Raw genomic sequence first — 22,541 nt, forward strand, 5'->3', positions numbered from 1 at the left:
CAAATATACAGGTGAATTATACAGCCTTTGCAACCTCTTTGTACTGCATCTGATGAAGGTGAGCATAGTACCCATCTTTTCTAAGAAGCTCTTCATGGTTGCCACGCTCTACAATCTCACCTTTGTCCAGTACCAGGATCTGATTGGCATTTTGGATGGTGGATAAACGATGAGCAATTACTATCGACGTACGTCCGTACATCATCTTTTGTATAGCAGACTGAATCAACTCCTCGGTTTCTGTATCCACAGATGATGTTGCCTCATCCAGAACAATGATTTTTGGATCATAGACCATGGCCCGTACAAAAGAGATCAGCTGACGCTGGCCCACGGAAAGGGTGGCTCCTCTTTCCTGTACATTGTAATCCAATCCTCCAGGAAGCTTTTCTATAAATGGAAGTGCTCCAACCATTTCAGCTGCCTCCAATACTTTCTCTCTGGAAATCTCAGGATTGCGAAGCGTGATGTTATTGTAGATGGAGTCAGAAAACAAAAAGACATCCTGAAGTACCACTGCAATGTGACTTCTCAGGTTTTGGAGGTTGTATTCCCTAACATCCGTTCCATCAACATAAATGTTGCCCTCGTTGATTTCATAGAATCGACTCAATAAGTTTATAACCGATGATTTTCCGGCTCCAGTTGCTCCAACCAGCGCGATTGTTTCTCCGGCATTTACTTCGAAGGAGATATCCTTTAGCACATAATCATCCTCCACATACGCAAACTTCACTTCCTTGAACTTCACGTCCCCCTTCACATGGTCTGGCTCATGCGTTCCATTGTCCTGGATGTGATCGGTGTTGTCAATTAAATCCAAAATTCGATTGGACGAAACGATTCCCATTTGCAGCGTATTGAAACGATCGGCGATCATACGGATCGGGCGGAAAAACATCTGCAAATAAAGAATGAAAGCAATCAGCATCCCGAACTCCACATTCCCCTGGATCATCTGACCTCCTCCATACCACACGATCAAACCGATCCCTGCGGCCTGAATAACCTCAGCTACCGGGAAATAAGTTGCGTAGTAAAGTACCGATCTGATGTTGGCTTTCCGATGTTCTTTATTGATTTCTTTAAATTTTTCGAACTCTCGCTGCTCGCTATTAAATATTTGCACGATATTCATCCCAGTGATATGCTCTTGCACAAACGAGTTGAGGTTGGAAACGGCCGCCCGTACTTCGTTGAAAGCTACCTTCACTTTTTCTTTGAAAACATAGGTGGCAAAAAGTAAAATCGGGAGAAGCGACAAGCTTACAAGTGTCAGTGACCAGTCCATCCAAAACATGAATCCGAGGATAACCAATAACTGCATCACATCAGCGATGATTCCGGCAATACCTGTACTGAAGACTTCTGCGAGTGTCTCAATATCAGAAATGTTTCTGGTTACCAGCCTCCCGATTGGGGTTTTATCAAAAAAAGAAAGTTTGAGGCTTTGAATGTGTCGGTACAGCCTGATCCGAATGTCTTTGATGATATTTTGCCCCAGCCAACCCGAATAAAACGTATGCAGATATTGAATAATCGCCTGAATTACGAGCAATCCAATTAACAGCAGGATCATATTCACCAATCCGGGATAATCCCCTTGAGCAACATTATTATCTATCGCCTTCTGTATCAGCAATGGGCGCAGTGGCCCAGCAATACTCAATGCAATGGTGAGAAACACCAAAAAGTAGAATACCCCAATGTAAGGTTTCGCAAAGACAAACAGCCTTTTTAAAACCGTCAGGTCAACAATGTTTCCGCTTGCTTTTTCTTTTTCCAAATCAGTCGATATAAATGTCTTCCGGATAAATCACCTCTTGCAAAAACAACCCTTCTGCTGGAACGGCTCTTCCTGCCATGCTCCGATCATTGCTCTGCAAAATCAAACTCAACTCTTCCAAACTTGTTTTTCCCAACCCCACGTCAATCAAGGTTCCAACAATGGCACGGACCATGCCGCGCAGAAAGCGATTGGCCGTGATCTCAAATAAATGATTGGTGCCATCCTGTGTCCACTTTGCCTGAAAGATGTCACAATTAAAGTGATTCACCTCGGTATGAACTTTACTAAAGCACTCAAAGTTCTGCCACCCTTTAATTATTTCACATCCTTCGTTGATTAACTCGACATTAAGTTCCGGACGGAAGTAATAGGAAAGGCCAGTTTTAAATGGGTCTTTGGCCTGGTGTAGGTGATAATGATATTTTCTGAAGGTTGCCTCAAAACGCGCACTTACTTCATCCTTCACCGGCCGGATTCCATTCACAGAAATGTCCGTACCTAAAAATGAATTCAGTTTGAAAACCAGCTTTTCCGTTTCAATATTATCTGCATCAAAGTGTGCAACCTGCTGGATGGCGTGTACACCGGCATCTGTACGTCCACTCCCTGTGATGGGTGTTTCGGTTTGCAGAACCGTTGAAATTGCTTTTTCAATTTCTTCTTGTACCGTCACCCCATTCGGCTGAGTCTGCCAGCCACTATAGTTCGTGCCCCGATAACTGATATCCATGAAATACCTCACGGCGACAAAATTGCGGTATTACTTCCATTTGATGGGTGTTTCCGTTCATATTTGCAATTATTATAATTGTAACTGTCACTTTGAACTTGTTTCAGAGTCTATTGGCGAAACACTGTATAGATGCTGAAACAAGTTCAGCATGACATCTAACCTAACAGGGCCCCTAAATAGAAAAAAATGCTACAACGAGTACAGACCATCTTCATGACCATCGCTGCAATCGCGATGATTCTCATGCTCTTTTTTCCAATCTGGGGAAAGTCTCAGGACAATCCTGAGGTCGAGCAAGATGAATATGAGTATGCAATAATGAATGCATTTGAATTAAGATATGAGCTAAGAAGTGACACTTCTGATGAAGTAAAGCTTTTAGGAACCCAGAATACATTTCTGTTATCTGTTGGAGCTATTGCGGCTGCATTAGTGATGTTTTTTTCCATCACCCGCTATAAAAATCGCATGACGCAGGTCAAGTTAAATGCCCTATTCTCTTTGTTAACTGCCGCAACTCTTGTTGGATCATACGTGTACACAAGCAAGGCAAATCAGCTTTTTGACCCCAACCTTGTTGGGAGTTATCTTATCGGTTTCTACCTCCCGATTGTGGCCATGCTTAATAACTTCCTGGCGAACCGCTTCATTCGAAAAGATGAAAAGCTGGTGAGAAGTGCGGATAGGATTAGGTGATCATTGAATGGCCTTCATCACCCGCTCAGTGATATCGTCACATTTGCTGAATCCAAACTCAAAGAGGTCCTTGTCCTGAGACAATTCGTAAAGGCTTTCCCGCAACATCAATCGCGCCCGGTGGAGCCTGATTTTTACATTGGATACTGAAATGTTCAAAACGTCGGCAATTTCCTCTATGCTCATTTCTTCGAGCTCCTTCATGATGTAAGTCGTTCGATAAATTGCGTCCAAATCTCCAATGGCTCTTTCCAGGAGCTCCCTGCCTTCTTTTCTGATCATTCGGCTCTGTGGATTGTGTTCTCGGTATACATTATCGTCCAATCCGTTTTCTGAACCTACCATGTCCTTCACATTCAATTCTACAATTTTTCCTTTTTGCTTTAATCGTACCAACGCTTCATTCATAGCGATTCGGATCAGCCAGGTAGAAAATGAAGCCTGAAGTTTGAATTGACTTAGCTTATCAAAAGCTTTGAGGTAGCTGTTTTGCATCACGTCTTTAATCTCCTCCTCGTCGGAAAGATACCCGCGAATACATCTAAACAACTTCTGGTTGTTCCTCCTCACCAGAATTTCATAGAGTTCTTTCTCGCCACTCAGAATGCGTCTAATAATATCAGACTCCTTCATCCCGGGAGCGTCCTCGGTGCTTTTGTAAGAGGTTATCATCTTTATTCTTTTCGGTTTAGATCGCCAACGCGGAAAAAAGTTACACGGTTTTGTATCCTTTCGAATCGAGTATAATCTAACCCATGATTTTAACCAAAAATTTTAATTATGAATTCAAATGTTCAATTCGTACAAACGATGATGAAATACACCTATGGTATTGTTCCCATCGTTGCTGGACTGGATAAGTTTACCAATCTGCTGACAGAGTGGAGATTGTACATGTCACAAGGCTTTGCGGATGTACTTCCTTTTGATCCATCCACATTTATGATTGTGGTGGGCATTATCGAAATAATTGCCGGAATCATTGTGTTGGTAAGACCCAAAATAGGCTCCTTCATTGTGGGTGCCTGGCTGGTTTGCATTGCGTTTTCTTTAATTGCCACATGGTCTTATGTGGATGTTGCCGTAAGAGATCTGGTCATGGCGATGGGTGCGTTCTCGCTCTTTATAATTACCAACGACAAGGTGGCGTCAGAAGAATAGGGTAGTTAAATTATCGTGTAAGGGGCATGCCCCCTTGCACGTTTCTGCCAACCTGTCAGTTTTCTGCCTCTGGAATAGAATTTGAGTTTAGCCATCCTGAGTAACAACAAAAAATTGTAATCAGACGATGGCAGAGAAAGGTACAATCTCAATACACACGGAAAACATCTTTCCGATCATTAAAAAATTCCTGTATTCCGATCACGAGATCTTTTTGCGTGAGTTGGTTTCTAACGCAGTAGATGCGTCGCAAAAGATCAAACAACTGGCACAGCTGGGTGAATACACCGGGGAGTTGGGTGATCTCACTGTCGAAGTGTCATTCGATAAGAAAAAGAAAACGATCACCATTTCCGACAATGGAATCGGGATGACGGCTGATGAGATAAAAAAATACATCAACCAGATCGCTTTCTCCGGTGCTACAGAATTCATCGAGAAGTACAAAGACAAAGCGGATAACCAGCAGATCATTGGTCACTTTGGTCTTGGGTTCTACTCGGCATTCATGGTGGCGAAGAAGGTGGAGATCGACACGCTCTCTCACCAGGAAGGTGCTGAGCCTGCTCACTGGACCTGTACCGGGGAGACGGACTTTGAGATCAAAAAAGGGAAGCGTAAAAAACGCGGAACTGATATCATCCTTCACATTGCCGATGATTCTGAGGAATTCCTGGAAGAACACAGACTGCAGGGCATCCTTGACAAATACTCGAAGTTCTTGCCGATCCCAATCAAATTCGGTACGAAAGAAGAACAGATTGAGGATGGAAAAGACAAGGATGGCAAGCCTAAATACAAAACCAAAAAGGTTGATAATATCATCAATGATACTGACCCTATATGGACGAAATCTCCAAGTGATCTGAAGGATCAGGATTACCTCGATTTCTACAAGACTTTATATCCATTCAGCGATGAGCCGCTTTTCTGGATTCACCTGAATGTTGATTATCCATTCAATTTGACCGGGGTGCTTTACTTCCCTAAGTTGAAGAAGGATTTCGAGATGCAGAAAAATAAAATTCAGCTGTATTCTCGTCAGGTATTCATCACCGATGAGGTGAAGGATATCGTGCCGGAATTCCTGCAACTATTGCACGGAGTGATTGATTCACCGGACATTCCACTGAACGTATCCCGAAGCTACCTGCAGTCGGACTCTAATGTGAAGAAAATCAACGGATACATTACCAAAAAGGTAGCAGACAAGCTTGGAGAACTTTTTAAAAACGATCGAAAAGGATATGAGGAGAAGTGGGAAGACATTGGTGTATTCGTGAAGTACGGCATGATCTCTGAAGAGAAGTTTGACGAGAAAGCGAAAGATTTAGCATTGGTAAAAAATCTTGATGGCAAGCACTTTACTATAGAAGAATACAAGAAGCACATTGAAGCAAACCAGACCAACAAAGACGAAAACGTTGTGGCACTGTACACCACCAATAAGGACAAACAGCATGGCTATATCGATACTGCCAAGAAGCGTAACTATGATGTAATTGAGCTGTCCGGCCCGATTGACCCACACTTTATCAATCATCTGGAGCAGAAGAATGACAAGTTCCAGCTTCAGCGGGTAGATGCCGATGTGATCGATAAGTTGATCGACAAAGATGAGAAGAAAGAGTCCGTGCTTTCTGATAAGGAGCAGGAGACCATCAAAGAAATCTTTGAAAAGGCGATCGATGACAAGAACAACAGCGTGGCAGTTCAGCCAATGGCGACTGATGACCTGCCAGTGACGATCACTTTGCCGGAGTTTATCCGACGAATGAAAGACATGCAGGCAACCGGTGGTGGTCCTATGATGTTTGGCGACATGCCGATGACACTATCAGTATCTGTGAATGCGAACCATGCCATGACAAAGAAGATATTGGAAGCTGACTCAGATGAAGACAAGCAAAAGCTGGCGAAGCAGGCATACGATCTTGCATTGCTCTCGCAAGGCATGTTGGAAGGAAAATCGCTTACTGACTTTGTGAATCGAAGTGTGGAGCTGAGTTTGGCTTAGTCGCTACGCGACAGGAATCATTGAAAGAGCCCACTCAACTGAGTGGGTTTTTTTTATTTTAGCGACTATGAAAATCTCAATTTTCATAGTCGCTTTAGTGTGGAGTCAATCAATTCTTTCTCAAGAGTTAGAAATAATATTTATGCCTGGAAAGGTAGTTTTTACTAATGGTGATGCTGTTAATTGTAGAATTAACGTCAGCGATAATGCTGTAGAAGGCTCATTACTTTTGAAAGAAAATGGAAGAATTTTTACGTATTCTGCATTAGATGTGAACGAGTTTCATATCTATGATACAATAAGAGTTGATACCCTGATATTTGAATCAATTAGCGTGAATCTTTACAATGGAAGTAGAAAGAAATTACTTCTTGAAAGATTATTTCAAGGATCCAAATACTCGCTTTACAAAAATGTTCAGCCTCTGAAATACCTCAATTCACCCAAAGACTCTTTAAAAGCAGCTAAGAAAAAGGCAACCAACTTATATTCAGTAGATCAAAAAGCAATATTCTTTGTGAAGAAGAATGCACTTGCACATCGCATTTCAGCTCCAAAGGGAGATCCTCTAGATAGAAAATTTAAGGTTGAAAAGACAATTTTAATGGATGTTTTAGAAGAGGATAGGTCAGTTCTAAAGCGTTATATTAAAGAGAATAAATTAAACCCAATTAGGCATTATGATATAAAAATGCTTGTGATGTATGCAGATTCGCTAAATAAGTTCTCAGATTGAATATTCTCAAAATTGGGCTTTCATCTTCTAACCACCCATCAAACCCTGCTTTTATCTGCATCTGCTATTTCTTAGATTAGTCATCCTAAAAATTTGACAATATGAAGAAGCAGCTCACCTTACTTTTGATGATTTTCTCTATTGGGTCTTTCGCCCAGGTAGATATGACCTACTACCTGCCCGAAGGCCTTTCTTATAATCCGGACATTCCCACCCCATATGAAGTGCTGGGGTACCATCCAGGAGAGTGGCATGTAAGCCACGATCAGCTATTGTATTACATGCGTGAAGTCTCATCGGCCTCAGACCGCATGATTTTGGAAGAGATTGGACGCACGTATGAGGGACGACCTTTAGTTCAGATCACTATTTCTAATCCGATCAACCTGGCCAATTTGGATCAAATAAAGGCCAACCATAAGAAACTCACAGACCCATCCGCTTCCGGCTCTATGAATACAGACGAGATGCCCATTGTGATGTGGCTTGGGTACTCCGTTCATGGGAATGAGGCCAGCGGCTCCAATGCTTCATTGATTACCGCATACTATCTGGCCGCTGCAATCGGTCCGGAGATTGACAAGATGCTTGAAAACTCCATTATCATTTTGGATCCTTCATTCAACCCTGATGGATTGCATCGCTTTTCATCCTGGGTGAATATGCACCGCTCGCATACAATCAACCCGGACCCAAATGACAGAGAATATGATGAAGCATGGCCGGGAGGAAGAACCAACCATTACTGGTTCGATTTGAACAGGGACTGGCTGCCACTGGCACATCCGGAATCCAGAGCGAGAATCGCTCGCTTTCATGAATGGAAACCTAATATTCTTACAGACCATCATGAAATGGGCACCAACTCTACCTTCTTCTTTCAGCCTGGCATTCCATCACGGAAGTTTCCATGGACTCCTGATAAGAACGTAGACTTGACTCACAAAATGGCCGCTTTCCACGCGAAATACCTGGATGACATTGGTTCATTGTATTACAGCGAAGAAAGCTTTGATGACTTCTATATAGGAAAAGGATCAACATATCCAGACGTGAATGGTAGCGTGGGAATACTCTTCGAGCAGGCCAGTAGCAGAGGGCATGCTCAGGAAAACGACTATGGCATTTTAACCTTCCCAATGGCAGTAAGAAATCATTTCACAGCCTCACTTTCAACACTTGCCTCCGGAATCGCACATCGAAGGGAATTTCTTGATTACCAAAGAGAATTTTACCAGGGCGCGGCAAATCTTGCCAGTAGAGATGCAGTGAAAGCCTATGTATTTGGTTCAGCGATGGACTCTTATAGAAATTATGAGCTGGCTAAAATGCTCATCCAACATGAAATTGATGTTTACCCATTGAGCAGAGATATCAGCAAGAATGGAAGTTCATTCAAAAAAGATCAAGCGTATGTGGTACCCATGAATCAGGAGCAATACCGATTAGCAAAAGCCATTTTCGAAACACGCACCTCTTTTACTGACAGCCTTTTTTATGATGTCTCCACCTGGACCATGCCACTAGCATTTAACCTGCCATATGCTGAATTGGGCAGCAGAGAAATTGGATCATTAACAATGAGTGAACCTCTTGAGTATATGGACATGCCTCAAGGTGAGTTCGTTGGTGAAAAAGGAGCCTATGCGTATGCAGTTCTACCGCATGGATACCTGGCTTTTAAGGCGATCAATCGATTGCTTAGCAAAAAAGTGGTGGTGCAAATGCTGAACGAAACGCATAGCGATGCAAGCAGAACCTACCCCCGAGGTACAATGATAATCCCTGTAGGTGTTCAGGAAACCAAACGCCCATTAATCGAGCAGACCATTAATCAAATTGTGAGAGAAGATGGTGTGGATGTCTACGCCCTGAATACCGGACTAGCCAGGTCTGGTGTAGATCTGGGCAGCCGAAGCAACACTACGATAAAAGAACCAAAAATTGCTGTTTTAGTCGAAGGTGGGGTTAGCAGTTATGAGGCTGGCGAGGTTTGGCACTTGCTGGATCAACGATATAAAATGAAGGTGACTAAGTTGCCTGTCGATCGATTGAGTCGTGATCTATCCAGATACAATCGCATTATCATCCCTAATATGTGGGGGTCACTGAGCGATTCCCAAAAGAAAAACCTGAAAGAATGGATCTCTCAGGGTGGCGTGGTAATCGCCTGGAAAAATGGTGGAAAGTGGCTGAGCGATTCAGAAATCACCGGTGTAAAGTATGCAAAAGGTGAAGATGAGGATGAAGAAAAAGAGCAGCCATTTAAAGCGTATGAAAACCTGGATGCGGAGCGAGGTGCTCAGGTCACCGGAGGTTCTATCTTTGAGGCTAAAGTAGACCTAACCCATCCACTGGCGTATGGAATGGAAAGTGATCGTATTCCACTTTTCAGGAATCACAACCTGGTAATGGAAAAATCAAAGAATGTATATGCAAATCCATTTGTTTATACTGAGAATCCGTTGCTTTCAGGATATGTTTCAGAAGAGAACCTGGAGCGATTCAAGAATTCTCCTGCAGTGACCGTCTCGAACGTAGGTCGCGGGAAAGTGATTACTTTAGCAGACAATCCAAATTTCCGAGCGTTCTGGTATGGTACCAATAAAATCTTCATGAATGCGTTGTTTTTTGGAGAAGCGATCAGCCGTGGTGCTGGAGAATAAAAACGAAAGAATGACTGGATGAGAATTCAGATAAAATCGATATTGACACTAAGCCTCATTTTGATGGGGCTTTCTGTTTTTTCTCAAGATGAGGAGTCTTTGGAGGACCTGTTCAAGGTTGATTATGACACCCCTCTCACCCTGGATTTAGAAGAAGAGGAAAAAGAGGATAACGAAGTGGGTCCGGTCAAAAAGAAGAAGAAAAAGAAAAAACGCAACGTCTATTTCGGCATCAAAACAAAAAAAGGGTTCACTCGAACAGGCTTTGGGAATGATGTCGTATTCGAAATATTCCATGTTTTGAAAGAATATGAAGCCCCACCGGAATACGCAGCAGACTTCTACTGGTACGATTACAAAAAGAAGAAAATCATGAACTCTTTGCGAGTGGACAAACGGAATGCTGGCGTGCTACATGGACCCTATAAAAAAATGCTGGGAGATCAGGTACTGGAAGAGGGGTGGTACTACAAGGGCATGAAACATCGCCGATGGGTACGTTTCAATCGACATGATATTTTACAGGATAAATCCTACTGGTGGAAAGGCTGGCCACAGGAATCAAAACTTGCCTATTACGATTTCAAAAAGACCAAGCTCAAAGAGGTAATACCCGTTCATTTCGGAGAAAAGGATGGTGAATACTGGGCATTCCATGAAGATGGTTCAGTGGCTGTGAGAGGCAACTATAAGCATGGCCACAGGGTAGGTCTGTGGCGCGAATATTACGACCGAGGTAGAGTAAAGCGCGAGGTTGTCTACCCCGATGATCCCTTTGATTTTAAATTCAACCCCTATATCGCCAGGGAATGGGACAACAAAGGCGTGCTGATCTATGATCGAAAAAAATTCTTGAGAGGACAGAATTAAAGAATCAATTCCATTTGCACATTGCATCGCGCATAAGGTGAGCAATAACCTTCTGTGTCTTTGAATCCAAGTTTTTTATACAAGTTAATAGCCGGCTTCAGAACACTATTAGTCTCTAAATAAATACGGTTGGCCCCTAACTCTTTTGCTTTCTCGATGGTTGCTACCCCTATCTTCCAACCTATTTTTTGCCCTTGAGCTTCTGGAGAAACAGCCATTTTAGCCAACTCATAAACCTCCTCTTCCATCTTTATTAGTGCACATGTGCCAATCGGTTTTTCATTCATTAAAGCAATAAGAATCGCACCTCCCTTGTCTAGAATATAGCCTTGTGGGTCATCGAGCATTTTTCGATCTGACTCCTCCAGCTCAAAATATTCATTGATCCATGCTGCATTGAGTTCCTTGAACGCAGTGGCATGGCTAGGTTGGTAATTGACAATACGGATCATCTTTGATAGCTATAGAATAGGCCCGTGACCATTACTAAAACCGCGAGTGTGGCAATATTAATTCCCACACTCAATGAAAGAAGCAGAAAAATAAGTGCCCACCAGACCGGAAAAGCAAAAAGCCCAACTCCAAATTTTAGCGTGGAGTGAAATACGACATCCTCTTCCTTGCGTATTACCCGTTGTATCATGAGGAAAGGGAGAGGGTTTAATATCTTGGCCAGCCAGTGATTAGATACTCTGTGGTCCGTTAAACCAACACCAGCTAAATCGATCTTTTTTAGCTCATGAAAAGAGAGGTCTTCGTGCCTTTCCTGAAAAATTGCTTTTTTCCGTTTTTCATAATCTCCTTTTTGATCAGGAATAATGAGTGTTTGTTTCATCCCTTCGCTGATGGCATCTCTCATGTTAATGAGTCCCTTAGCTTGATTTTCCTGATATACACTCAGGTACTTTTTAATCGAAACGGGTTCACCATATTTTATAAGCACTGTGGATTGAGGTTTTTGGTGCGAAAAGAAGTTCAATCCTATTGGCAATAACATCAGATCATCCTCAATCTCAGCCTGAGATTGTAAGGCCAGCCTGGCTGCTCCTTTGGTGAGGGGCCTCAGGAAATATTCCTTGCCGTGATTACCTTCAGCAAAAATTAAAATGGAGCCTTTATTTTTAAAAACCTCTTTGCATTCAGCAAACACTTGATCATTCAACGACAACTTGGAATAACCATCACGGATGCGGTAGATCGGCATCATATTCACTCGATGCAATAGTGGTTTCAACCATGGCTTGAAAACATCTGAGCGGGTGAGGTAATGTAACGGCACTGGAGTAAAAGCACCCACCAGGAGTGCATCTATTAACGCATTTTGATGATTGGGAGTGACAAGAAGAGGCTTACCTTCTGGAATGTTTTCTATGCCTTCAATCCTGATTTTTCGAAAATACAACCGAAGCATTAGCTTAATGAAAATCCGAACGAACGCATAAAAAGCCGTCATCTATACCAGCTCTTCAGCGTTAATCAATGTCAACTTCACTTTATCGATTCGGTTTTCCTCCATGGTAAAAATGGTGATGACAAAAGGAGGTATTTCAATAACTTCATTTACCTCTGGAATGTCCTCATGGTAGGCAAAAATTAACCCCCCAAGCGTATCGTATTCACCCTCAGGAAGTGATAATTCGTACCGATCGTTTAGGTAATCAATTTCGTGACGTGCACTGAAAATAAAGTTAAATTCATCCAGCTGCTGCTCTGTCAGATATTCATCGTCATGTTCATCCCGTATTTCACCAAAAATCTCTTCAATCACATCTTCGATACTCACCAAGCCGGACGTTCCTCCATATTCATCAACCACCAACGCCAGGCTTTTCCTGTCAGTGATGAACTGAATCAGTAGTTCATTGGCCAACATGGTTTCCGGTACAATTGGAACCTCTGCCAGGATCGATTTAATGTCCTCCGGTTTCTTAAAAAGCTCCAATGCATGGCAATAGCCAATCACATCATCGATAGACTCCTTGTAAATTAAAATTTTTGAATGGCCGCTCTCTACAAAATGCTCTTTCAACTCATCAATAGGGTCATTTACATCTACTGCTACAATCTCGGTTCGAGGGATCATGCATTCCCTCACCTTGATGGTCTTAAATTCGATCGCATTGTTAAAAATCTTCGCATCGATCTCAGCCTCTTCCTCATCCTTGATGTTCAGGATGTTGTTTTTAATGTAATTGTTCAAGTCAGTCAACCCAAAAACCGGTTTTTCATCTGACAGCTTATAGCCAAAAGTCCAGATGAAGAATGACGAAATTTTCACTACTAAAAACACAATGGGATACATCAGCACATATACAACACCCATTGGTAGAGCAAAGAGCCGGAGTGAGAAATCAGGATTGATTAGAAACAGGCTCTTAGGAAGGAACTCGGCAGTTAGAAGTACCAGGGCGGTAGAAATGAGCGACTGAACAATCAAAACGGTAACGTCTGATGCGATAGCTGCAGGAAGAAATGAAATCACGGCCGGTTCGAGTAAGGCGGCCATATAAATACCATAAAGTACCAATGCAATGTTATTCCCCACCAACATGGTGGCAAGAAATTGAGATTGATTTCCAGTAAAAAGGGACAGGATTTTGCCTCCAAAGGAACCCTTTTTCTTCAATACCTCAATATGGAGCTTATCCGCTGATACAAACGCGATTTCCATTCCGGAAAAAAACGCTGAAAACAACAAACAGAGGAGTATGATCAAATAGGGAAATGGATCATCCATGCTTTCGCTTCTTTTTCTTTTGCTTTTTAGAGGCCTTTTTTATCTCCTCTTTTTCACGGGCTTGTCTTTGGCCCTTGCGATAACCATATAAAAATAAGAGGGCCAGACTAAACATAAAAATCCAGTAGGACTCAGCAAGCCCTACCACTATGGCCTGATCTATTCCAATGATGAAGGTGACAAAGACCAAAACGAAGAGTATTATATCAAATAATTTCATTGTTCGGTATCGATTGGTCGTAATGGCAGGTTTCTTTCATTAGGCCTGTTTGGATCATCTTCCAAAGTAAACGTTCCGCTTGGTTTTAAGATTCGGTACTCTGTAAAGTCCTGATTTGACTTCATACCCTCGCCTGTATGTACTTCATCTTCAGATTTGATTGTCACAAATTTATCTGTGTAGAACTTTTCTTCACTCTGATCCCAAAAAAGCTCTTCAGTATTTAGTTGGTCCTGTTTCACATTGCTTCGAACGATTACATTTCCCTCTGCACGATACAGGTTTTCTGCATGAGTAAAATACACATAGTTGGCAGAAAAGTAGCTGGTTACCTGGCCCCTGCTATTAAACCACTCAATATACAGTCCATTAGGCCACTCACGATCGCCGTTTTCAAAATTATTCTGCAAGTCGGCCTTCATTTTCATAACCACAATGCCTGAATCACTTAGAAGCGTGATGGCGCTATCCATGGACGAAAGAGGGCCATCGTATTGAGGGGCATCAATCAACTCCTTACGCTGCTCACACGCCAATGAGATGACCCAAAGGCCTAAAACCAAAAAGCGACCCGGAATAGACTCCCAGGCCGCAAATATGTTTTTGATTGATTTGATATTAGTTAGCTGGTCTTCTTTCAAGCGCTACTGTCACATTGATCCAACATCCAACCGTAATAGATTGGCCTTCTTCCATTCCTTCGTTGAAAATATCCTCGATCGAAGGAAACTGAGCCTTAGCAGCAGACATAGCCGCGCTATTTCCTGCTTTTCTATATTCATTGTATGCTGCAATGAAAACCGCTCTATCTTTTACCTGACTTTGTTCTTGCTTGCAATCATTGAAGCTACTCATGTAAAGATCTCCAATCACCTTGTATGCATCAGAATATGAAGGGTCAAACGAAAGTGCTCTTCTTGCACTGTTTCTTGCAGTGGATTTTTGCCCGTTCTTCATTTGAATCCGAGCAATACTCACATACATTTCAGCTTTTTCCGAATTATCATCGGTAAGTCCTGCAGCTTCCTGAAAGGATTCAATCGCCTGAGCGTCGTTCCCATCCTGTGCGTTTTTCTGTGCCATAAACTTGGCCACACCATACGTTGGCTCATTCTCCTGAACAATTCCGGCCGCTTTCAAAGCAAGAGGGCTATCTAGACATTTTCCCTTCAACATCAGTCCGAAAATCTTTTTCGCCATGTTAAGATCATTACCCTGCTCTAGCTTAGGTCCTAGTTTTTCCTCAACAAAGTCACAGCTAATTTCAACTTTTGTTGCAGTCAGGATTTTATCTACCTGGTCCAACATCTTATCATATCGTTTCTTTTTCTCCCCTGTGACGCGGCTTTTTTGCTCATTCAACGCCTCTGAGATAGACGAGTAATGATTAATTACATCTTCGTCACTTAATGGACCCCCGGCAACACGATGCTTATACACTACAAGCATGTAGGCAACCAGGTTTCCACTGTTCATGTCAGCGCCATTCGCCTCAAATGCCTGGGTATATAGGTCGTATAAGTAAGGATATTTTGCCTTGTTCTTTCCGTAGAACTTGTATGCGAAAGTTGCCTTTCTATCAATAATATCCGCTTCATCCTCTGGGTAAACTTCCATCCGCTTGTCATGAAGCTCCAGCGCTTTCTGGATATACTCTTCTTCCTTAGCAGGATCTGTGGCCTTCTCTGCAAGTCCCTCATAAACCTTGATTCCATTAATGTAAATGGAAGGATTAAGGTCGGGCGTGTTGGTCAATAGCCAGTTTAGTGGTGCAACTGCCGCCTGATAGTTTTTGGCTTTTAGCGCATCTGTGTAGAGTACATTTTTCTCTTTTGCTACATCTACTTGCTCTCCCCAATTCCAACCATTTTGCGCGTTTGTGCTGATGGCGAATGTAAGGAGTAAAGCCGCTCCGAGTATTTTAGTAATCGTCTTCATAACTCACTTTTTGCTAGTCATACTTTCTTTTTATGAACCATCTATCGTTGATGGTTGCTCCTATAACAACTTTATAATAGGTTTCCTTAATCAAACCATTAGATGATTCCCCAAGCTGCCCCCATTTAAAGGCTAAATCCAAACTTGAAAAGCCACTAACTGGTAAAGAGGCACCAAAATTAATACCAAAATCAGTAAGTGCCTGATTATTTACGATATAAGGTAGTTTGTGATAGTTAAGTCCTGCAGAATACTTCGCTCGCTTCCAGTATGAAGTTACGTTATCATAATCTGGCGTCCATTCCAATCCAAGGGCAATTTTTAAGCTATTGTTATATGTCTGACTCTCCAAACCTGCACTTCCCCAGCCCTGTGTTTCTACGTCAAAACCAATCGTATATTTATTTAATTTCTGGTAAGAAGCTCCAAAACCAAATGTCCCTGGCAATTTAAATTGAATGTCTTGTGTGCCTACATTAACTGTTTCTAACTCAGATCCCGAATTCGAAAGTCTGATAAGAGACAACTCTGAAGTGCCATTAAATGGGGTTTTTGGTGAAAATGTGGCGCCAAAATTTATAAACGTTTCCTCTGCAAGTTTATGCCTGTACCCAACACCAAACAAAAAGTTAAGGTCTGAGTAAGATTCCAATTCCTCATACGTAACATTACTCACGGGCACATCATTTCCGCCAATTGAAATGGTAGATGATTTTTCAATTGATCCGAACGTATAGGTAGCCCTCAACCCTACCAGGAATTTGTTTTTTATTTTAAATCCATTGGCCCAGAAGAAGTTTGTAAGTCCCCCTTCTCCACGATTGTCAGAAATCTGGGCTACTTCGCCATTTGTCCCGGCTACTTCTCCTTCAGAAAAGGTATTGTAGCTCACCGAACTATAAGGGAGTATTCCAAAGGATGAAGACCACTTGCCCGGCATAATTGGAAATGCATAACCCAAAAACCTTAATCCACCATCTGTATCCGTTCCAGAAATTCCTTCTCCAGAAAAATTTCTTCGATCCACTTCCAGCCCAACCTGGAAAGTACTGAAGGTGTTGTAAACTAAATTGGCTGGGTTTTGAGTATTAATGTGCCAGATAGTGGGTGTTCCGATTCCTACCTCTCCCATCGCCACATTGTTGGGCATACCCTGATGGTTGAGACTTCCAAGCCCCTCAAAAGAGTAAATAGACTGTGCCTGCACAAATAGTCCTAAAACAAAACAACAGGCAACCCCTGCTAAAATCCTTTTCATTATTGCTGATACTTCCAAATTCGGTATAGACCCCTCTGCACAATTTTTGAGCCAGCAAAGATGTGAGCTTTTAGTTTGGATTCAAAGAAATGCGCGTCTCCTCCTGTCAATATCGTGTTAAGACTTGTGAAATCATGGCTCAATGTCTGTAAAACGCCATTTATTTCATGAATAATCCCCCAATAAGAACCACTAAAAAGACATTCTTTCGTAGACTTGCCAAGCTCGGCGGACATAATACGTTCCCATTCTGCGGTTATATCCGGGAGTCTATCTGTGAATTGAGCCATGGATTTCATGCGCATCTTTAATCCGGGAGCAATAACCCCTCCTTTGAATGTTCCTCCCTTTTCTACTAAATCGATGGTCATACACGTCCCCAGGTCAATGATCAGGTTGTTTTCTTCAGGAAACATTTCCATTGCTCCTACTGCCGCAGCTATCCGGTCAGCGCCTAATGTTTCAGGCGTATCATAGTCTAGCTTGATCGGGAGCTTGATTAGGTGAGACAATACAGTAATATTTTCTTTTAGGGTGAGTTCTTCGGGTAACTTCTTCACCGAAGAAATCATTAAGGGAATAGCCTGATAGTGCGCAAGAACAGAAGTCACATCTTCCGACCAAACCCGGGTATTTAAAAATGCTCCATTTACAACCTCAGTGGTTTTCACAGAGCTATTACCCACATCTATCAATATAACTTCTATCTTTTCATCCATAGACGTATAATTACTTGCAAAGGAAGTGAAAACAACTTATTCAATCATCGGAGGAATGGCTGGCTCGTCCATGGATGGCCTGGATCTGTCACATGTGATTTTCAAAAAAGAAAATGCTGAATGGAATTATCAATTAGGAAAGTGTGAAACTATCCCCTACGACAAGGGAATCTATGATGCTCTTAAAAAAGCTGAAACATTAAGCCAATCCGAAAAAGAGACGCTGGATGTCCAGTTTGGAGCATGGATTGGTGAAAGGATCAACGAATTTTCTTCCGATTTTGAAAGCATCGATTTAGTTGGTGTACATGGTCATACGGTCATTCATCAGCCAGTGAATAAAATAAGCTGGCAACTGGGGCGGGGAGACGTTATTGCCAAAACCATCAATTTACCAACAGTCACTGAATTCAGAATAGAAGATATTCTGCATGGTGGGCAAGGGGCTCCCTTGGTTCCTTTTGGTGATTTCACATTGTTTAGGGAATATGATGCCTGTCTTAACCTGGGAGGGATAGCAAACATTTCAGTACGTAATAACCAGACGGCATGGGACATTTGCCCTTGCAACCAGGTGCTTAACTTTTTTGCTAAAAGGTTTGGTCACCCTTATGACCATAATGGAGAATTTGCATCTCAGGGAGCCCTTGACAGAAATTTTTATTCCAGCATTTCTCAAATCGATTACTTCAAGCAACCGCCTCCTAAATCATTACCAAATAACTTTATAAGCACCGATATACTAGGTACAACTGATCCGAAAGATGGGCTCTACACATACTGCAAAATCGTTTCTGAACACGTTGCTAACTCCGTCTCTAAAGAACCACCAGGTAGAATGCTGATTACAGGTGGAGGAGCTTTGAACAGTTTTCTTATTAAGACAATAAAAAATGAATTGAATGGATGGGAGATAAAAGTGCCGGAACCAAAAGTTATCAACTTTAAGGAATCACTAATTTTTGCTTTCCTTGCCTTAAAACGGGTAAGGAATGAAATCAATGTGCTTGCGACAGTGACGGGCGCGAGCAAAGACACCTCCTCAGGTGTGATTCATCTTCCTTAATGATTAGATTTGCGCCCTCAAAATACAGCAACACGATGAAAGAACTCCTAAAGAAATTTGAAGATAAAACCCCGGAAATTGTTTTTGAATGGTCAGACCCGGAAACAGAAGCTGAGGGGTGGGTAGTAATTAACTCGCTAAGAGGTGGAGCTGCGGGTGGTGGCACACGTATGAGAAAAGGTCTGGACAAAAGAGAAGTAGAGTCCCTTGCCAAAACAATGGAGATCAAATTCACTGTTTCAGGACCTCAAATTGGAGGTGCAAAATCTGGAATCAACTTTGATCCCAACGACCCTAGAAAAGAAGGAGTACTTAAAAGGTGGTACCATGCGGTCTATCCTCTTTTGAAAAACTATTACGGTACCGGCGGAGATTTGAATGTTGATGAGATTCATGAAGTAATTCCTATTACTGAAGACTTTGGTCTTTGGCACCCTCAGGAAGGAATCGTAAACGGTCACTACAACCCTCGTAAACCTACTAAAATCCATATGCTGGGTAGGTTGAGACAAGGAGTATCCAAGGTTTTAGAAGATCAGGAGTACATTCCTGACTCTCCAAAAAAATATGTGGTTGCAGATATGATCACTGGATACGGAGTGGCTGAAGCCGTTCGTCATTACTATCAAATTTGGGGTGGCGATATCAGTCAAAAACGAGCAATCATTCAGGGTTGGGGAAACGTCGGCTCAACCGCTGCACTATATCTCGCTAAATATGGTGTTAAGATTGTAGGAATCATCGATCGTGAAGGAGGACTAATAAATACAGATGGATACGACTTGGATGACATCAAAAAACTTTTCCATGATAAGGAAGGAAACAAGTTGGTCGCTGATGATATGATCCCATTCGATCAAATCAATAAAGAAATCTGGTCGGTTGGAGCAGAGATATTTATTCCTGCAGCTGCCTCACGTCTTGTTTCAAAAGAACAGGCTGAAACCATGATTGACAATGATCTGGAAGTGGTTTCATGCGGAGCAAATGTACCTTTCTCAGATACTGAGATTTTTTATGGTCCTATTGCCGAATATGTAGATAAGAAAGTTTCTTTGCTGCCTGATTTTATTGCAAATTGTGGAATGGCAAGAACTTTCGCGTTCCTTATGGATCCAAAAAATGATAGTGTATTGACTGATGCAGACATTTTTACTGATTGTTCTAAAACAATTGGAGATGCACTTCAGGCGGTACATAAAGAGAATAACACCCGAGTAAACCTTGCTGAAACCGCTTTTACTATTTCGTTAAATAAGCTTGTTTGATTTTCAGTAGGTTTGTTTTTGTCTGCGCTAATGATAACTTTATTATTAATCAGTAACGCCTAAGTATGATCGGTAGAATTCTTGTTGCCATTTTATTCGTGTGTGCAATCCAGGTGGCGCAAGCCAGCGATTCAGTGCAAGTTCAGGAGCAACAAGAATCGCATCAAACACTTGATCATGGTTCGGAAGGTCAAGATGAGCATGGCGCAGAGGATGGAGAAGGACATCACTCAAAAAAGCCTGCAGGCTGGAGTGTGATCCCTTTTGTGCTTTTACTGCTCATGATCGCAACCGGGCCGCTTTTTTATCCGCATTTCTGGCATAAAAGTTATCCGGTTATCTCGGTGATCCTGGCTTTTCTGGTCTGCACGTACTATCTGTTCTTTCTGGGTAATTTCCATAGTCCGGTTCATTCAACTGCAGAATACATCCAGTTTATTGCACTCCTGACTGGTCTTTTTGTTGCCTCCGGTGGAATATTGATTGTGGTTGACAAAAAGGCCAAGCCACGAACAAATGTTATCATCTTAACTATTGGAGCTGTCATTGCCAATATTATTGGGACAACCGGAGCTTCCATGCTATTGATTCGGCCATTCATTCGTCTGAATAGCAACCGAATAAAGCCCTACCACATTGTATTCTTTATTTTCATAGTTAGTAATGTGGGTGGTTCTCTCACGCCTATTGGCGATCCACCATTATTCCTGGGGTTTTTAAAGGGTATCCCATTTGAATGGACACTTGTTCACAATTTCGTGCCCTGGGTGATTGCATGTATCATTCTACTTGTCTTTTTCTATTTCTTTGATATTAGAAATAAGGCTGATTATGCCAAAATGAGAGGGGAAGAAGATGAAATAAAAACTCCAACAGGTGAAGTTTCTCTCAAAGGAAGAAGAAACTTCATTTGGCTTGCGGTCGTGGTTGGAGCGGTTTTTTTAGATCCTAATGTATTTGAATGGGTGCCGGGAATCGAGTATGAAGGTCAAAAATTCTCATACATCCGAGAAATCATCATGCTGCTTGCAGCATTGGGTTCTTACCAGTTTTCTGATCTCCAGGCCATTCAGGGTAATGAATTTAGCTTCGAGCCAATCAGAGAAGTGGCATTTTTGTTCATCGGAATCTTCTTTACCATGATGCCTGCATTAGAGCTTGTTAGTGAGTTTGCGCAATCTCCGGAGGGGGAGAAACTCATCCGTCCTAGTACATTGTATTGGGGAACGGGCGTTTTAAGTGGGTTCCTGGATAACGCTCCTACATACGTGAATTTTCTGACAGCCTCTATGGCAAGTGTAGGTGCTGACGTGAATAAAATTCAGGAAGTCATCGCCTTTGCTAACAATGAGTATCGAGAGTCACTTCTTTCTCTCATGGCTATCTCATTAGGAGCGGTATTCTTTGGCGCGTTTACCTACATTGGAAACGGTCCTAACTTCATGGTAAAATCTATCGCTGAGCAAGTGGGTATCAAAATGCCATCCTTCTTTTCCTACATTATCAAATATTCGATACCAATCCTTCTGCCAATGCTTATTATTATTTGGCTCATCTTCTTTATGGGGCATTAACATTTTCCCCGAAAGTAATTAAGTCCATATCGAATAAATTTTTCTTTATTTGTGCTTAATTACTTAATTTGGATTGCGCCCTCATTAATAATAATCGCCGAAAAAAATGCTGCTAAACTTATTTACGGGACAAAATGAAGGACTCCTCTTTGGAGTATTCGGTGTAATCATCGTCCTGTTCCTGATTGTTGATTTGGGTGTTTTTCATAAAAAGCATCAAAAAGTTTCTCAAAAAGAGGCATTACAACAATCAATCTTTTGGGTTTTAGTCTCAGTAGGTTACGGTATTCTAATTTATTTCTATGGAGAGGGCCCTGCAGCTACATTGGAGTTTTTCTCTGCATATGTAACCGAAAAGGCGCTATCGGTTGACAATATTTTTGTGATTCTATTGATCCTGCGATACTTCAATGTAAAGGAGGAATATTATCACAACATTCTTTTCTGGGGTATCCTTGGAGCCATTGTTTTCCGTGCGGTTTTCATCTTCGTTGGCGCTCTCCTAATCGCGGAGTTCCATTGGATCCTTTATGTCTTCGGCGTATTCCTTGTTTATTCAGGAATTAAGCTCTTTAGCGAAGAAGATGACATGGAGCTTGAACCCGAGAAGAATCCACTTCTCAAAGCTGCTAAGAAAATACTCCCGATGAGTACATCAGATAAGGGAGGAAAGTTTTGGATTAGAGAAAAAGGGAAGCTTTTGTTTACTCCGCTCTTCCTGGTGATCATTCTTATCGAATCCACGGACCTTATTTTCGCAGTTGATTCTATTCCGGCAGCATTCGCTATTACCCAAAATGAATTCGTGATTTATACTTCTAATATTTTTGCAGTGATGGGTCTCAGGGCAATGTTTTTCCTACTGGCCAATGTGCTGGACAAATTCTATCTGCTCCAAAAAGGACTGTCAGTGGTATTGATATTTATAGGTGCAAAAATGCTTGCGGAAATATTTGATATCCATGTGCCGATCTATCTCTCTTTCAGCATCATCATAGGAGCGTTGGTGCTGGCTATCGTGTTTTCTCTCATATTCCCGAAAGAGGAAGAGCCAGAAGAAATCATTCAGGAAAAACTCCCTGCAGACGAATAA

Annotated in this window: 21 protein-coding genes; 10 read left to right on the forward strand and 11 right to left on the reverse strand. The window is 42.0% G+C overall.

Annotated elements, in window-relative coordinates; translation table 11 throughout:
* Positions 1-16 precede the first annotated feature (16 nt).
* Both ACP14Y_RS07960 and truA read right to left on the reverse strand, forming a co-directional pair.
* Positions 17-1,786, reverse strand: coding sequence for an ABC transporter ATP-binding protein (locus ACP14Y_RS07960; RefSeq protein ID WP_424962428.1), 1,770 nt, complete (start codon positions 1,784-1,786; stop codon positions 17-19).
* Between the two features lies 1 nt (position 1,787).
* On the reverse strand, positions 1,788-2,531 hold the full coding sequence (gene truA, locus ACP14Y_RS07965; RefSeq protein ID WP_424962429.1) for a tRNA pseudouridine(38-40) synthase TruA: 744 nt from the start codon (positions 2,529-2,531) through the stop codon (positions 1,788-1,790).
* 177 nt (positions 2,532-2,708) lie between these two features.
* Between truA and ACP14Y_RS07970 the strand changes: the two genes are divergently transcribed.
* Positions 2,709-3,218, forward strand: coding sequence for a DUF4293 domain-containing protein (locus ACP14Y_RS07970; RefSeq protein WP_424962430.1), 510 nt, complete (start codon positions 2,709-2,711; stop codon positions 3,216-3,218).
* Here the strand turns inward: ACP14Y_RS07970 and ACP14Y_RS07975 are convergent, their stop codons facing one another.
* Positions 3,219-3,890, reverse strand: coding sequence for an RNA polymerase sigma factor (locus ACP14Y_RS07975; RefSeq protein ID WP_424962431.1), 672 nt, complete (start codon positions 3,888-3,890; stop codon positions 3,219-3,221).
* A 108-nt stretch (positions 3,891-3,998) separates the two neighbouring features.
* On the opposite strand from ACP14Y_RS07975, the gene ACP14Y_RS07980 reads away from it, so the two are divergent.
* The 5 genes from ACP14Y_RS07980 (at position 3,999) to ACP14Y_RS08000 (ending at position 10,668) form a co-directional block, all read left to right on the forward strand.
* Positions 3,999-4,379 carry a hypothetical protein gene (locus ACP14Y_RS07980; RefSeq protein WP_424962432.1) on the forward strand — a complete coding sequence of 127 codons (381 nt, stop codon included), beginning with the start codon at positions 3,999-4,001 and terminating at the stop codon, positions 4,377-4,379.
* A gap of 127 nt (positions 4,380-4,506) precedes the next feature.
* Positions 4,507-6,396 (forward strand): molecular chaperone HtpG, encoded by a 1,890-nt coding sequence (gene htpG / locus ACP14Y_RS07985; protein WP_424962433.1) that lies wholly within the window; start codon positions 4,507-4,509, stop codon positions 6,394-6,396.
* 67 nt (positions 6,397-6,463) lie between these two features.
* Positions 6,464-7,132: a hypothetical protein gene (locus tag ACP14Y_RS07990; RefSeq protein WP_424962434.1), complete on the forward strand. Its 669-nt coding sequence runs from the start codon at positions 6,464-6,466 to the stop codon at positions 7,130-7,132.
* 101 nt (positions 7,133-7,233) lie between these two features.
* The gene (locus ACP14Y_RS07995) at positions 7,234-9,798 is read left to right on the forward strand and encodes a M14 family metallopeptidase (protein ID WP_424962435.1); all 2,565 of its coding nucleotides are present in this window, start codon (positions 7,234-7,236) and stop codon (positions 9,796-9,798) included.
* Between the two features lie 18 nt (positions 9,799-9,816).
* A complete protein-coding gene (locus ACP14Y_RS08000; protein ID WP_424962436.1) occupies positions 9,817-10,668 on the forward strand; it encodes a toxin-antitoxin system YwqK family antitoxin in 852 nt (283 codons plus the stop codon).
* Here ACP14Y_RS08000 and ACP14Y_RS08005 read toward each other — a convergent pair.
* From ACP14Y_RS08005 to ACP14Y_RS08040, 8 genes are read right to left on the reverse strand one after another with little or no spacing between them, the layout of a single operon-like run.
* Positions 10,665-11,120 carry a GNAT family N-acetyltransferase gene (locus ACP14Y_RS08005; protein ID WP_424962437.1) on the reverse strand — a complete coding sequence of 152 codons (456 nt, stop codon included), beginning with the start codon at positions 11,118-11,120 and terminating at the stop codon, positions 10,665-10,667. The two genes, ACP14Y_RS08000 and ACP14Y_RS08005, sit on opposite strands and share 4 nt — an antisense overlap.
* Positions 11,117-12,121: a 1-acyl-sn-glycerol-3-phosphate acyltransferase gene (locus ACP14Y_RS08010; RefSeq protein ID WP_424962438.1), complete on the reverse strand. Its 1,005-nt coding sequence runs from the start codon at positions 12,119-12,121 to the stop codon at positions 11,117-11,119. Before ACP14Y_RS08010 ends, ACP14Y_RS08005 begins: the two co-directional genes overlap by 4 nt.
* Positions 12,122-13,405, reverse strand: coding sequence for a hemolysin family protein (locus ACP14Y_RS08015; RefSeq protein WP_424962439.1), 1,284 nt, complete (start codon positions 13,403-13,405; stop codon positions 12,122-12,124).
* Positions 13,398-13,625, reverse strand: a complete 228-nt coding sequence (locus ACP14Y_RS08020) for a hypothetical protein (protein ID WP_349564101.1) — start codon at positions 13,623-13,625, stop codon at positions 13,398-13,400. The genes ACP14Y_RS08015 and ACP14Y_RS08020 overlap by 8 nt, the downstream gene beginning before the upstream one ends.
* Entirely contained in the window at positions 13,622-14,266 is a 645-nt protein-coding gene (gene lptC / locus ACP14Y_RS08025) for an LPS export ABC transporter periplasmic protein LptC (RefSeq protein WP_424962440.1), read from the reverse strand. Before lptC ends, ACP14Y_RS08020 begins: the two co-directional genes overlap by 4 nt.
* Entirely contained in the window at positions 14,244-15,563 is a 1,320-nt protein-coding gene (locus tag ACP14Y_RS08030; RefSeq protein WP_424962441.1) for a tetratricopeptide repeat protein, read from the reverse strand. The genes lptC and ACP14Y_RS08030 overlap by 23 nt, the downstream gene beginning before the upstream one ends.
* A gap of 13 nt (positions 15,564-15,576) precedes the next feature.
* Positions 15,577-16,821, reverse strand: coding sequence for a hypothetical protein (locus ACP14Y_RS08035; RefSeq protein WP_424962442.1), 1,245 nt, complete (start codon positions 16,819-16,821; stop codon positions 15,577-15,579).
* On the reverse strand, positions 16,821-17,540 hold the full coding sequence (locus tag ACP14Y_RS08040; protein WP_424962443.1) for a type III pantothenate kinase: 720 nt from the start codon (positions 17,538-17,540) through the stop codon (positions 16,821-16,823). The genes ACP14Y_RS08035 and ACP14Y_RS08040 overlap by 1 nt, the downstream gene beginning before the upstream one ends.
* A gap of 25 nt (positions 17,541-17,565) precedes the next feature.
* Here ACP14Y_RS08040 and ACP14Y_RS08045 point away from each other — a divergent pair, with 25 nt between their 5' ends.
* The 4 genes from ACP14Y_RS08045 (at position 17,566) to ACP14Y_RS08060 (ending at position 22,541) form a co-directional block, all read left to right on the forward strand.
* Positions 17,566-18,606: an anhydro-N-acetylmuramic acid kinase gene (locus ACP14Y_RS08045; RefSeq protein ID WP_424962444.1), complete on the forward strand. Its 1,041-nt coding sequence runs from the start codon at positions 17,566-17,568 to the stop codon at positions 18,604-18,606.
* A 35-nt stretch (positions 18,607-18,641) separates the two neighbouring features.
* Positions 18,642-19,874, forward strand: coding sequence for a Glu/Leu/Phe/Val dehydrogenase dimerization domain-containing protein (locus tag ACP14Y_RS08050; RefSeq protein ID WP_424962445.1), 1,233 nt, complete (start codon positions 18,642-18,644; stop codon positions 19,872-19,874).
* A 65-nt stretch (positions 19,875-19,939) separates the two neighbouring features.
* Positions 19,940-21,448, forward strand: coding sequence for a sodium:proton antiporter (locus ACP14Y_RS08055; protein WP_424962446.1), 1,509 nt, complete (start codon positions 19,940-19,942; stop codon positions 21,446-21,448).
* Between the two features lie 106 nt (positions 21,449-21,554).
* Positions 21,555-22,541: a TerC family protein gene (locus ACP14Y_RS08060; RefSeq protein WP_424962447.1), complete on the forward strand. Its 987-nt coding sequence runs from the start codon at positions 21,555-21,557 to the stop codon at positions 22,539-22,541.

The sequence above is a fragment of the Ekhidna sp. genome, assembly GCF_965247405.1.
Lineage (GTDB): Bacteria > Bacteroidota > Bacteroidia > Cytophagales > Cyclobacteriaceae > Ekhidna.

What these genes read in the sequence shown, in the direction of transcription:
- ACP14Y_RS08055 (WP_424962446.1), top strand. Translation starts at nt 19,940, where the DNA reads ATGATCGGTAGAATTCTTGTTGCCATTTTATTCGTGTGTGCAATCCAG.
- ACP14Y_RS08000 (WP_424962436.1), top strand. Translation starts at nt 9,817, where the DNA reads ATGAGAATTCAGATAAAATCGATATTGACACTAAGCCTCATTTTGATG.
- ACP14Y_RS08060 (WP_424962447.1), top strand. Translation starts at nt 21,555, where the DNA reads ATGCTGCTAAACTTATTTACGGGACAAAATGAAGGACTCCTCTTTGGA.
- ACP14Y_RS07970 (WP_424962430.1), top strand. Translation starts at nt 2,709, where the DNA reads ATGCTACAACGAGTACAGACCATCTTCATGACCATCGCTGCAATCGCG.
- ACP14Y_RS08005 (WP_424962437.1), bottom strand. Translation starts at nt 11,120, where the DNA reads ATGATCCGTATTGTCAATTACCAACCTAGCCATGCCACTGCGTTCAAG.
- ACP14Y_RS07990 (WP_424962434.1), top strand. Translation starts at nt 6,464, where the DNA reads ATGAAAATCTCAATTTTCATAGTCGCTTTAGTGTGGAGTCAATCAATT.
- ACP14Y_RS07980 (WP_424962432.1), top strand. Translation starts at nt 3,999, where the DNA reads ATGAATTCAAATGTTCAATTCGTACAAACGATGATGAAATACACCTAT.
- ACP14Y_RS07975 (WP_424962431.1), bottom strand. Translation starts at nt 3,890, where the DNA reads ATGATAACCTCTTACAAAAGCACCGAGGACGCTCCCGGGATGAAGGAG.
- htpG (WP_424962433.1), top strand. Translation starts at nt 4,507, where the DNA reads ATGGCAGAGAAAGGTACAATCTCAATACACACGGAAAACATCTTTCCG.
- ACP14Y_RS08010 (WP_424962438.1), bottom strand. Translation starts at nt 12,121, where the DNA reads ATGACGGCTTTTTATGCGTTCGTTCGGATTTTCATTAAGCTAATGCTT.
- ACP14Y_RS08030 (WP_424962441.1), bottom strand. Translation starts at nt 15,563, where the DNA reads ATGAAGACGATTACTAAAATACTCGGAGCGGCTTTACTCCTTACATTC.
- ACP14Y_RS08035 (WP_424962442.1), bottom strand. Translation starts at nt 16,821, where the DNA reads ATGAAAAGGATTTTAGCAGGGGTTGCCTGTTGTTTTGTTTTAGGACTA.
- ACP14Y_RS08050 (WP_424962445.1), top strand. Translation starts at nt 18,642, where the DNA reads ATGAAAGAACTCCTAAAGAAATTTGAAGATAAAACCCCGGAAATTGTT.
- ACP14Y_RS07995 (WP_424962435.1), top strand. Translation starts at nt 7,234, where the DNA reads ATGAAGAAGCAGCTCACCTTACTTTTGATGATTTTCTCTATTGGGTCT.
- ACP14Y_RS08015 (WP_424962439.1), bottom strand. Translation starts at nt 13,405, where the DNA reads ATGGATGATCCATTTCCCTATTTGATCATACTCCTCTGTTTGTTGTTT.
- ACP14Y_RS08020 (WP_349564101.1), bottom strand. Translation starts at nt 13,625, where the DNA reads ATGAAATTATTTGATATAATACTCTTCGTTTTGGTCTTTGTCACCTTC.
- ACP14Y_RS08040 (WP_424962443.1), bottom strand. Translation starts at nt 17,540, where the DNA reads ATGGATGAAAAGATAGAAGTTATATTGATAGATGTGGGTAATAGCTCT.